Genomic DNA, 10,900 nt, shown 5'->3' with positions numbered 1-10,900 from the left:
TGGCGGCAGAAGGCGACACTTCCTCCACCGAACCCACCACTTATGTGGTGACCTTCCGCCCCGGTGAGCACGGCCGGTTCACCGATTCCTTCATCGATGGCCTGAAGGCCTGCGGTGAGGTGCGCACCAGTGAAGCCACCGGCGCGGTGGCGGTGCAGCTGGACGAGGGCGATCCCCTTCCCAACGCGCCTCAGCTGACCGACATTGTGATGAACGAGGACGCATCCCGTTACTTTGTGACCGATGCGGCCCAGGGCTACACCGGCGGTACCGCCGGCGGCGACCTGGATGCGGTGGCCCAGTACACCCTGCGCGCCAGCACCGAGGATGCGATCTTTACGGTGCAGTATCTGGACCGTGAGACCGGCGCGGAGGTGGCTCCCACCCTGCAGGGCTCCGCTCCTGTGGGCCAGAACCTGACCTTCTACGCGCTGAACAACATCGAGAACTACACCGCCGAGGTGGCCAGCCAGCAGCTGACCGTTTCCGCCAACGCGGACGAGAACGTGGTGACCTTCTACTACACCGCGGGCGTGAACAACGTGACCGAGACCGTGACCGTGCCGGGTGGCACCATCACCGAGTATGAGGACCAGACCGTTGTGGGCGGCGCGGCTGTTGCAGGCGGCGGCGCGGGCGGTGCCGGCGGAGCCGGTGGCGCAGGCGCTGGCGGTGCAGGCGCCGGTGACGGCGGCGATACCGTGGAAATCCCCGAGGATAACACCCCGCAGGCGGGCGGCGACAACACCCCCGGTGGTGAGGACGTGGAGATCCCGGACGAGAGCACCCCGCAGGCAAACCTGCCCGGCGAGAACGCAAACGGCAGCATGATGCCCATGGTACTGGGCGGCGCGGCGCTGGCCATTGTGGTGATCGCGGCCATCGTGTGGGCGATCAACCGCCGCAAGAACGTTGACGGCGAGTGATTCAAGCAGTAAAATAAAACAGAGCCGGCTGTGAAGGCAAAAACGCCTGTTCACAGCCGGCTTTTTTATTGATCAGAAAGGGGGAGTGGCCCATGCCCGCACCCGCAAAGCAAACAAAGAGAAGGTTCGGTTTGCTGGATTTTATACGGATTCTTCTGGTGCTGGTGATTTTGTGTGCCCTTGGTGTGACTGCCTACCGTCTGTGGGACTACAAGACAGGCACCGACCGCTACGACCAGTTACAGCAGCAGGCGGTGCAGCCTGTGGAGGAAACACAGGAAGAAGGCTTTGTTCCGCTGGACATCGATTTTGACGCGCTGAGGGAGGAAGGCCCGGACATCATTGGCTGGATTGATTTTGATTCGGTGGAAATCAGCTACCCCATTGTGTACAGCGGCGACAACAGCTATTATCTGCGTCGTCTGTGGGATGGCAGCTATAACCAGGCAGGCACCCTGTTTCTGGAGGGCAACAACCAGAGCCTGGACGATCTGCACGCCATTGTATACGGCCACAACATGCGCAACGGCACCATGTTTGCGCCTTTGAAGGAATATCTGGACCCGGACTTTTTTGCGGAAAACGGCGGCTGGTTTACCCTGTACACGCCGGAAGGGGCCTGGCGCTACCAGCTGTTCTCCATCCATGAAGCGGAGCCGGACGATCCTCTTTACACGGTGGGCTTTGTGGTGCGGGATGAATACACCGCGTTTTTAAAAACCTTGCGGGAGGCACGCCTGTACGATACTGGCGTGACGGTGTATTCTGATGACCATGTACTTACCCTGAGCACCTGTACCGACGACGGCAACGACCGGATTGTGGCACATGCCCGCCGGGCCGAAGCGGTGGAGTTGCCCTGAGGGGAAGAAAATAAAGGGAGCGTGAGGAGCAATGGCAATGCGTTTGACCCCGTACCAGCAGGCCATGCTGGACGGCGCAAAGGGTGAAATTCTGGCCAAGGTAATGAAAACGCTGGTGATGTACGGCGAGGCCTTTGGCGCCGAGGAGATGATCCCGGTGACGGCGGAGAAAGGGCATCTGGTGACCAGCTTTGGCCTTTCCATGATGAAGCCGGTGTATGACCTGATGGATCAGCTGATTGAAGGCGGCGCAGTGAACGGCCAGAAATTCAGCGTGGATCCCCGACCGCTGGATCCGGCTGTGCCGGTAAACCTGCTGCAGAAGCTGGTGTTCAAATTCATGTATTCCAAGCAGTCGGACTACGAGGCGCAGCTGCGGCAGCTGGGCCTTGTGGAAAACGACGCCTTCACCTGCACCTGCTATCTGCCCCAGGTGGGAAATGAGCCAAAGCAGGGGGAAATCCTGAGCTGGGCGGAATCCAGCGCGGTGGTCTATGCCAACAGCGTGCTGGGCGCCCGCTGCAACCGAAATTCCGGCATTCTGGAGCTGTTCGGCTCCATTGCCGGGTGCGTGCCCAAGTTTGGACTGCTCACCGATGAAGGCCGCATGGCCAGCTGGGTGGTGGAGGTGAAAACCAGCCGCCGACCGGAGGCTCAGATTCTGGGCAGCGCCATCGGCATGAAGGTGATGGAGGATGTGCCCTACATCCGCGGGCTGGATCAGTGGCTGGGCGGCCAGCTGGATGACGCAGCGAAAGCCTACCTGAAGGACATGGGCGCGGCCAGCGCCAGCAACGGCGCGGTGGGCCTGTACCATGTGGAGGGCATCACCCCGGAGGCCTGCCAGCAGGGCAGGGCGCTCGTCCGGCCGGATGCGAAGGTCTATGTGATCGACGATGCGGAACTGGAGCGGGTACGGGCAGGCTATCCCTGCATCTGGAAGGATCCGAACGCCAAGCCGAAGCTCTGCTTTGTGGGTTGCCCCCATCTTTCGCTGGAGCAGCTGAACCAGTGGGCCGATGACTTGTGCGCCGCGCTGGAGCAGGCGGGCCGGAAAACCGTTGCGGTGCCCACCGTGTTCACCGCAGCACCCGCGGTGGCCAAAGCCTTTGAGCAAACACCTGCGGCCGGTCGTCTGAAAGGCACGGGCGTGGTGCTTTCCTCCATCTGCCCGCTGATGTACATGAACAATCCGCTGTGTGGCAAGATGCCGGTGGCTACCAGCTCCAACAAGCTGCGCACCTATTCCTCGGCCCGTTATTACACCGACGCCGAGATGCTGCGGATCATGGTGAAAGGGGAGTGCTGAGATGAAACAGTTCAAGGGCCGCCCGGTGGTGCCGGGCAAGGCAAAGGCGGAGGCTCTGGTTTCCCACGGGGGCTTCAACACCCTGGCCAGCTTCCAGAAAAGCCTGATGTTCGGGGATAAAAACGCCACCTGTTCCGATCAGAACAACCCGGATCTGTACCAGAAGCCCATGGCGGGTAAGGCGCTGTGCCTGCCCATGACCATCGGCTCCACCACCGGCGGCATGGTGCTGTACACCGCCGCCTGTATGGGCCGTCAGCCCGCCTGCCTGCTGTTCAGCCAGCCCATCGACAGCCTGGCCGCGGCCGGTGCAATTCTGGCGGGCGTCTGGAGCGAGAACCCCATGCCCACGGTGGACAGCCTGGGCGAGGAGTTTTTGCAGGCGGTGAAAACCGGCGACCCCATCACCGTGGAAGAGGACGGAACCGTGACTGTGGGCTGATGCTCCGGTATTGCCAATAAACAGAAGATAAGAGAAAGACCGCCGGGTGGTTTGCAGGCACCCGGCGGTCTTTCTCTGCTTGAGAGCTGAAAAAGGAAGAATACATATGGTATTGGGAAATGTCAAATTTACAAATGGGAGCAATTGCGGTGCGGCTGCCCCCGGGCCGAATCAGGCCAGCTGAGCGCCCAGCCCACGGCAGGCAGCTTCCGCTTCGGCATCCGGCGCATCGTTGCAGATCACGCCTTCTGCCACAAGGTTGGCACCGGCATCCGCGCAGCGGGCCTGCCAGATGCGCATCCACTCGCCGTCGCCCCAGCCGTAGGAGCCGAACAGGCCCAGCTTTTTGCCGTTCAGTTCAGGCTCACAGGCAGTGAACATGGGTTCGAACTCGCCCTCCTCCAGCTGCTCCGCACCCATGGAGGGGCAGCCGAAGGCCACGGCGTCATATTCAGCCAGCTGATCCGGGCCGAATTCTACGGCGGTGAGCAGAACGGCCTCGCCGCCTGCGTTACGCACGCCTTCGGCCACCTGAGCGGCCATCTGTTCGGTGTTTCCGGTTCCGCTCCAATATACAACTGCAACTTTGCTCATCATGATACACATCCTTTCGGGAAAATGAAAAATGCTTCAGGCGGCTACGGTGAGCTGCAGAATGCTGCGCCCGCCGCTGAACAGCCGCCAGTAAACACCCCGGCATTTCTGGTATTTGGCAAAGAGCTTGGCGGTCTCGCATTCGTTGCAATAGACCTTCCAACAGCCGGAGCACTTGTAGTGAGCGCCGCCATTGTCAATAAAGCCCTGCACGTCTCCCAGCGGGTAGCTGAGAAACAGGCCAATCTCATGGGGAAAAGCGTCCTGAGTACAAAGGCGCTGGCTCAGATGCTCCAGCGCGGCGTCAGGGCTCAGGTTGGTATAGCCCTCGCGGGCCAGAAATTCCGGAACCCCCGGTTTGCACAGATCACAGGCCAGCCGCTGCGGGCGGTAGACATAGATCAGTGCGCAGCCGTTTTTGGCACGCAGCAGCCGCAGGCAAACGCCCTTGGGCTCCAGCGCCCGGTGCCAGCCGAGAACCTGAGCGGCCAGCTGTTCCTGACTGCTGTAACGGCAGGAAAACAGATTGGCGGTTTTCAGATTGGCCAGTGTGGGGGAACAATGGTCGATGAGGTAACGGTCCAGTGGCATGGCGGGCGGCTCCTTTCCGGGGATTGATGACGGTTAGCTTCAACTAACTTGACTGCATTATAGCACGTTCCTGATGCGGACGCCTTCAAAATCGTGGCTGGTTCTTTCAAAAAATCGCACGAGGGGCGGTTGACATTCCACTCCGGTTAGTTTATACTAATCACAAAGTTAGAAGCGACTAACTAATGAAGCGAAGGGCGCACATCGCCTTCCATATAAAAGGAGAGAGAACCATGAACCGGGAATTGCTTCAGGCTATTTACGATCATCGTGCTATTTGCACGGCAGTGGAGCAGCGGCAGGAGGAACGTGCGCTGGAGCTGTGGGCGGAAAAGGCCCGGCTGCTGCGCGAGGAGGAAGCTGCCGAGCGCAGTGCCATGCTGGAGGCGTTGAGCCAGAGCCTTTACGACCATATTTTACGGGTGCAGGGGAACGCTCCGGCGGAGTTCCGCCATGCCAGCCGGGAAATGTATACCCGCACGCTGCCCCAGAAGGCGCTGGAAGGGCATGGGGCCGAGATGATCCGCCAGTACATCCGCCGCATGAATGAGGATGGCCGGCAGGATGACCACATCCGCATGGCCTGCTGTTACATTGCCACCCATCTGAGCGAGCCGTTCACACTGGAAACAGTGGCAAAGCATGTGTTTGTGAGCAAATGCTATCTGTGCAGGATGTTCCGCAGCCAGACCGGTCAGAGCTTTTCCCAGTATGTGACCGCTCAACGGCTGGAACGGGCGGAGCATCTGCTGCGCCACAGCGGTCTTTCCATCGACCGGATTGCCGAGCAGTGCGGCTTTGGCAGTGCGGCCTACTTTGCCACAACCTTCCGGCGGCACAACGGCGTAGCACCCAGCACCTGGCGCCGCCAGCTGCGCACCCGGCAGAAAGCGGGGTGAGGGGATGGAACTGGAACGAAAACGCCGCTCCGAGCAGGAAATAGTGCGCAAAATGATCGAGATCTACTGCAGGGGACAGCATAAAAGCAAAAAAGGCTGCCTGTGCCCGGAGTGTGAGGCCCTGGCCGCTTATGCGCACGCCCGCACCGAGCATTGCCCCCGCATGGCGGAAAAAACCTTTTGCAGCGCCTGCCCCCGGCCCTGCTACAAACCCCAGCTGCGGGAGCAGATGAAGCAGGTGATGCGCTACGCAGGCCCCCGGATGCTGCTGCACGATCCGGTGGCGGCGGTGCGCCATCTGGTACTGACCCGGTCGCTTTGAAACCTGACAGTCGAACCCCCCGGTCCGCATGGATCGGGGGGTTTTTTGCCCCAAAACCGGCAAAATGTAAAAATATTATGAAAAGAGATTGGACATATTGACAGAATGGTCCGGGATGAATAAAATACTTAAGTAACATAATTAATATAGATAACAACTGACGAAGTCAGTCGAGAATGGGGGATAAAATGAAGGAAATGGAAAACAGCAACGCGCTGCAGATGCTGCGTGCCATGGACCGCATCCGGCGGGCCTGGAAGAACGCCAGCCCCAGCGAAACGCTGAACAAATCGCAGTTTTTCACCCTGATGACGCTGCACAACAAGGGGGCGGATGCGTTTGGCGGGAAATGCCCGCACGTTGACCCTTATGAACCCATGACCCTGTCGGCACTGGCAAAGGCGATGAACCAGAGCATGCCGGCGGTGAGCCAGAGGATTCGGCGGCTGGAGGAGCTGGGCTATGTGTGCCGTACGCCGGACGAAAGCGACCGGCGCACGATGTGGATTGCCCTTACCGGGCAGGGCAACGCGCTGCTGCAGGAAAACTGCCGGGACATGTTCCGGCGGCTGGAGCGGATGATGACCCGGCTGGAGCGGCAGGGAGAACGAACACCCGCACAGGTGATCGAAGCCTTTAACTATCTGGCGGATGCCATGGAGGAGGAATTCGGCACACCATAAACCCGGCGTGTTCACCGAGACAAAGCAAATTTAACAGCTGCCGCCCGATTGCGGACGGCGCTGGCAGTAAGGAGAAACGAGTATGCTGAAACTGAAGCGATATTTAAAGCCCTATCTGGGCCTGTTGCTTGTGGGTGTGGCGCTGCTGTTCGGCCAGGCAATGCTGGAGCTGACGCTGCCCAACTACATGAGCGACATCGTGAACGTGGGCCTGCAGCAGGGCGGCATCACACAGGCTGCGCCTGAGGTGATTGACAGCGATGCCATGGCCATGATGCAGATGTTCATGTCCGAGGAGGACAAGGCTCTGGTAAACGCGGCCTATGAGCCCCTGAGCGAGCGGGAGGATGCGGCAGACCTGAAGGAAACCTATCCGAATGCAGGGGATGAGGATCTGGCTCTGGCTGCTGACCCGGAAAACGGGGTGAACGAGGCCTTTAACCGGGCCGCCTATGCGCTGGTAAGCATGATGGAGGAGCTGGCTCCGGCCGATTCCGCCACCCAGAGCGAGGAGCAGGCCAGTGGAACCCTGGATGCGGAGGCCATGGTTCAGCTCACCGCCATGCTGCAAAGCGGCGCGCTGGATGAGCAGCTGAACGAGGCCATTGCCACCGCGGCGGTAACCCCCGAAAGCATGCTGGATCAGACCGGCGTGGTGCTGACCAAGAGTTTTTACACCCAGTTGGGTGCAGACACCGACGCCATCCAGACTTCTTACATCCTGAAGGTTGGCCTGCGCATGGCGGGTCTTGCCATTCTGCTTACCGTGTGCGCCATTTCGGCAGGCTTCTGCATGGCGCGCCTGGGCGCAGGTGTGGGCCGTGATCTGCGGCGGGATGTGTTCCGCAAGGTGAGCTACTTCAACAACAACGAGATGGATCAGTTTTCCGGCGCCAGCCTGATTACCCGTTCCACCAACGACATTACTCAGGTGCAGAACTTTTTGAGCATCGGCCTGCGCATGATGTGCTTTGCCCCCATCATGGGCATTGGCGGCCTGATTATGGGTCTGTCCAAATGCCTGAATCTGGCCTGGGTACTGGCGCTGGCCCTGATCGTGATGCTGGGCCTGATTCTCACCCTGTTTGCGGTGGCCATGCCCCGCTTCAAGAAGATGCAGACCCTGATCGACCGGCTGAATCTGGTGAGCCGGGAGGAGCTGAGCGGCCTGATGGTGGTGCGCGCCTTCTCCAACCAGCCCTTCATGCAGAACCGGTTTGAAAAGGCCAACAAGGATCTGACCGGCAACACCCTGTTCGTGAACCGGGCCATGGCTACCATGATGCCCTTCATGATGCTGGTGATGAACGGCCTGTCGCTGTTGATCGTCTGGTTCGGCGGCAAGCAGATCGCCGCCAGCAACCTGCAGGTGGGCGATATGATGGCCTTCATTCAGTATGCCATGCAGGTGATTATGAGTTTCCTGTTCATCAGTATGATGTTCATCATGGTGCCTCGTGCCTCGGTTTCTGCCGAGCGGATCAACGAGGTGTTCACCTGCGAGAGCACCGTGGCCGACCCCGCGCAGCCCACCGAGATGAATCATCCGGTAAAGGGCGTGGTGGAATTCAAGGATGTGTCCTTCCGCTATGAGGGCGCGGATGCCAACGTGCTGGAGCATGTAAGCTTCACCGCCCGCCCGGGCGAGACGGTGGCCTTCATCGGCGCCACCGGTTCCGGCAAATCCACCCTGGTAAACCTGATTCCCCGTTTCTACGATGCCACCGAGGGCAGCATCACCGTGGACGGTGTGGATGTGCGCCAGCTGCGCCAGAAAGACCTGCGCGATGCCATCGGTTATGTGCCCCAGAAGGGCCTGCTGTTCAGCGGCACCGTGGCCACCAACCTGCGCTACGGCCGGGCCGATGCTTCGGATGAGCTGCTGAAGGAAAGCGCGGACATCGCCCAGGCCACCGAGTTTATCCAGACGCTGGAAAACGGCATGGACACCGCCATCAGTCAGGGAGGCACCAACGTATCCGGCGGTCAGCGCCAGAGGCTTTCCATCGCCCGTGCGCTGGTAAAACAGGCTCCCATCTATATTTTTGACGACACCTTCTCTGCCCTGGACTTCAAGACCGACGCAAAGCTCCGTGCGGCGCTGAAGGGCTACACCGAAAAGTCCACGGTATTCATCGTGGCGCAGCGTGTGTCCACCATCATGCACGCGGATCAGATCCTTGTGCTGGACGAAGGCCGCGTGGTGGGCAAGGGCACCCATGAGGAGCTGCTGAAAAACTGCGAGACTTACCGCGAGATTGCGGAAAGCCAGCTTTCGAAGGAGGAATTGGCATAATGGCAGGACCGATGAGACATGGCCCCGGCGCAATGGCCGTGGGCGAAAAAGCCAAGGACTTCAAGGGCACCATGAAAAAGCTGCTGGCTTACATGCGGCGTTATCTGCCCAGCATCGTGATCGCACTGCTGTGCGCTGTGGGCGGCACGGTGTTCTCCATCTTCGGGCCCAAGATTCTGGGCCAGGCCACCACCAAGCTGTTTGAGGGCGTGATCGCCATGCTCACCGGCACCGGTGGCATCGACTTTGGGGCCATTGGTCAGATTCTGCTGTTTCTGGCAGGGCTGTATGTGCTCAGCGCGCTGCTTTCGTATGTGCAGGGCTGGGTGATGGCCGGCATCGCCACCAAGGTGAGCTACGCCATGCGCACCGACATCAGCCGTAAGATCGACCGGCTGCCCATGTCCTATTTTGACCGGGTACCCCACGGCGAGGTGCTCAGCCGCATCACCAACGATGTGGATATGGTCACCCAGACGCTGAACCAGAGCCTTTCTCAGGTGGTCACTCAGCTGACCATGATTGTGGGCGTACTGTGCATGATGCTTTCCATCAGCCCGCTGATGACGCTGGTGGCCATCTGCATTCTGCCGGTGTGTCTGGTCATTGTGATGAATGTGGTGCGCCACAGCCAGAAGTTCTTCCGCCGCCAGCAGGAATACCTGGGCCATGTGAACGGCCATGTGGAGGAGATGTACGGCGCCCATGTGGTGGTCACCGCCTTCAACGGTCAGGAGGAGAGCATCGAGACCTTCAACGGTCTGAACGAAAAGCTGTACCAGAGCGCTTGGAAGAGCCAGTTTTTGAGCGGCATGATGATGCCTCTGATGAACTTTGTGAGCAATCTGGGCTATGTGGCCATCTGTGTGCTGGGCGGCTTCCTTTCGCTGAACGGCACCATCACCGTGGGTGATATTCAGGCCTTCACCCAGTATGTGCGCCAGTTCACCCAGCCCATCACCCAGCTGGCGAACATTTCCAATCAGCTGCAGATGACCGCTGCGGCCGCCGAGCGTGTGTTCCTGTTCCTGGAAGAGCCGGAAGAAGTGCCGGATACCGCAGAGCCGGTGCCCAGCAGCGAAATCAACGGTTCGGTCTACTTCGCCCACGTACACTTTGGCTATGTGCCGGAAAAGACCATCATCAACGACTTCTCCGCCATTGTGCAGCCGGGCACCAAGGTGGCCATCGTGGGCCCCACCGGCGCAGGCAAGACCACCATGGTCAAGCTGCTCATGCGCTTCTACGATGTGAGCGACGGCGCCATTCTGCTGGATGGCTACGACGTGCGCCAGTTTGAGCGGGGCGATATGCGCAGCGCCTTCGGTATGGTGCTGCAGGACACCTGGCTGTACAACGATACCATTCGGGAGAACATCCGCTTCGGCCGGCTGGACGCCTCCGATGAGGATGTGCTGGCCGCGGCCAAAGCTGCTCAGGTGGATCATTTTGTGCGCACCCTGCCTCAGGGCTACGACACCATTCTGAACGAGGATGCCAGCAACATCAGTCAGGGCCAGAAGCAGCTGCTGACCATCGCCCGCACCATCATCTCGGATCCCAAGATCCTGATTCTGGACGAAGCCACCTCCAGCGTGGATACCCGCACCGAGCTGGCCATTCAGAAGGCCATGGACGAACTGACCAGAGGCCGGACCAGCTTCATTATTGCCCACCGCCTGTCCACCATCCGCGATGCGGACATGATTCTGGTGATGAAGGACGGCGACATCGTGGAGACCGGCAACCACAATGAGCTGCTTGCCAAGGGCGGCTTCTACGCAAATCTGTATAACAGCCAGTTCGCAAACGGCGAGGAATAAGACCTTTCCGGTCTTAGCATGGCAAATCAAAAAGGACCCCTGTCAGGAGACAGGGGTCCTCAGCCTGTAGAAAAACCTGCTTTGGCAATCAGGCCAGAGCAGGTTTTCTGTTTGAAAACAAGAAGACAGGTGGAAAAAGCAGTGAAATGTCA

General features: G+C 59.6%; 11 protein-coding genes. 9 read left to right on the top strand and 2 right to left on the bottom strand.

What is annotated here, in order from left to right:
- From EDD77_RS18210 to EDD77_RS17300, 4 genes are all read left to right on the top strand, one after another.
- Positions 1-926 (top strand): MucBP domain-containing protein (locus tag EDD77_RS18210; RefSeq protein ID WP_207667963.1); only part of this gene is annotated, 926 nt, incomplete at its 5' end.
- Positions 927-1,057: 131 nt separating this feature from the next.
- Complete coding sequence (gene srtB / locus EDD77_RS17310; protein WP_058965708.1) at positions 1,058-1,789, top strand: class B sortase; 732 nt, start codon at positions 1,058-1,060, stop codon at positions 1,787-1,789.
- Between the two features lie 37 nt (positions 1,790-1,826).
- Positions 1,827-3,098 (top strand): aconitase X, encoded by a 1,272-nt coding sequence (locus EDD77_RS17305; protein ID WP_058965712.1) that lies wholly within the window; start codon positions 1,827-1,829, stop codon positions 3,096-3,098.
- Between the two features lies 1 nt (position 3,099).
- A complete protein-coding gene (locus EDD77_RS17300) occupies positions 3,100-3,540 on the top strand; it encodes an aconitase X swivel domain-containing protein (RefSeq protein WP_058965714.1) in 441 nt (146 codons plus the stop codon).
- Between the two features lie 171 nt (positions 3,541-3,711).
- Here EDD77_RS17300 and EDD77_RS17295 read toward each other — a convergent pair whose 3' ends face one another.
- Both EDD77_RS17295 and EDD77_RS17290 read right to left on the bottom strand, forming a co-directional pair.
- Positions 3,712-4,134 (bottom strand): flavodoxin, encoded by a 423-nt coding sequence (locus EDD77_RS17295; protein ID WP_058965984.1) that lies wholly within the window; start codon positions 4,132-4,134, stop codon positions 3,712-3,714.
- 36 nt (positions 4,135-4,170) lie between these two features.
- Positions 4,171-4,725, bottom strand: coding sequence for a DUF3793 family protein (locus EDD77_RS17290; protein WP_058965716.1), 555 nt, complete (start codon positions 4,723-4,725; stop codon positions 4,171-4,173).
- 233 nt (positions 4,726-4,958) lie between these two features.
- Here EDD77_RS17290 and EDD77_RS17285 point away from each other — a divergent pair, with 233 nt between their 5' ends.
- The 5 genes from EDD77_RS17285 to EDD77_RS17265 all read left to right on the top strand — a co-directional run bounded on the left by EDD77_RS17285 (position 4,959) and on the right by EDD77_RS17265 (position 10,748).
- Positions 4,959-5,624 (top strand): helix-turn-helix domain-containing protein, encoded by a 666-nt coding sequence (locus EDD77_RS17285; RefSeq protein ID WP_058965718.1) that lies wholly within the window; start codon positions 4,959-4,961, stop codon positions 5,622-5,624.
- Positions 5,625-5,628: 4 nt separating this feature from the next.
- Positions 5,629-5,946 (top strand): nitrous oxide-stimulated promoter family protein, encoded by a 318-nt coding sequence (locus tag EDD77_RS17280; RefSeq protein WP_058965719.1) that lies wholly within the window; start codon positions 5,629-5,631, stop codon positions 5,944-5,946.
- A gap of 188 nt (positions 5,947-6,134) precedes the next feature.
- On the top strand, positions 6,135-6,629 hold the full coding sequence (locus EDD77_RS17275; RefSeq protein WP_058965722.1) for a MarR family winged helix-turn-helix transcriptional regulator: 495 nt from the start codon (positions 6,135-6,137) through the stop codon (positions 6,627-6,629).
- An 82-nt stretch (positions 6,630-6,711) separates the two neighbouring features.
- On the top strand, positions 6,712-8,925 hold the full coding sequence (locus EDD77_RS17270; RefSeq protein WP_058965724.1) for an ABC transporter ATP-binding protein: 2,214 nt from the start codon (positions 6,712-6,714) through the stop codon (positions 8,923-8,925).
- Positions 8,925-10,748: an ABC transporter ATP-binding protein gene (locus tag EDD77_RS17265; RefSeq protein ID WP_058965726.1), complete on the top strand. Its 1,824-nt coding sequence runs from the start codon at positions 8,925-8,927 to the stop codon at positions 10,746-10,748. The genes EDD77_RS17270 and EDD77_RS17265 overlap by 1 nt, the downstream gene beginning before the upstream one ends.
- Positions 10,749-10,900: the final 152 nt, after the last annotated feature.

It is taken from the genome of Allofournierella massiliensis (genome assembly GCF_004345265.1).
GTDB lineage: Bacteria > Bacillota > Clostridia > Oscillospirales > Ruminococcaceae > Allofournierella > Allofournierella massiliensis.
Note: the sequence above shows the minus strand (reverse complement) of the source record. Positions and strands in the feature narration are given on the sequence as shown.

What these genes read in the sequence shown, in the direction of transcription:
- EDD77_RS17305 (WP_058965712.1), top strand. Translation starts at nt 1,827, where the DNA reads ATGCGTTTGACCCCGTACCAGCAGGCCATGCTGGACGGCGCAAAGGGT.
- EDD77_RS17300 (WP_058965714.1), top strand. Translation starts at nt 3,100, where the DNA reads ATGAAACAGTTCAAGGGCCGCCCGGTGGTGCCGGGCAAGGCAAAGGCG.
- EDD77_RS17295 (WP_058965984.1), bottom strand. Translation starts at nt 4,134, where the DNA reads ATGAGCAAAGTTGCAGTTGTATATTGGAGCGGAACCGGAAACACCGAA.
- EDD77_RS17290 (WP_058965716.1), bottom strand. Translation starts at nt 4,725, where the DNA reads ATGCCACTGGACCGTTACCTCATCGACCATTGTTCCCCCACACTGGCC.
- EDD77_RS17285 (WP_058965718.1), top strand. Translation starts at nt 4,959, where the DNA reads ATGAACCGGGAATTGCTTCAGGCTATTTACGATCATCGTGCTATTTGC.
- EDD77_RS17280 (WP_058965719.1), top strand. Translation starts at nt 5,629, where the DNA reads ATGGAACTGGAACGAAAACGCCGCTCCGAGCAGGAAATAGTGCGCAAA.
- EDD77_RS17275 (WP_058965722.1), top strand. Translation starts at nt 6,135, where the DNA reads ATGAAGGAAATGGAAAACAGCAACGCGCTGCAGATGCTGCGTGCCATG.
- EDD77_RS17270 (WP_058965724.1), top strand. Translation starts at nt 6,712, where the DNA reads ATGCTGAAACTGAAGCGATATTTAAAGCCCTATCTGGGCCTGTTGCTT.
- EDD77_RS17265 (WP_058965726.1), top strand. Translation starts at nt 8,925, where the DNA reads ATGGCAGGACCGATGAGACATGGCCCCGGCGCAATGGCCGTGGGCGAA.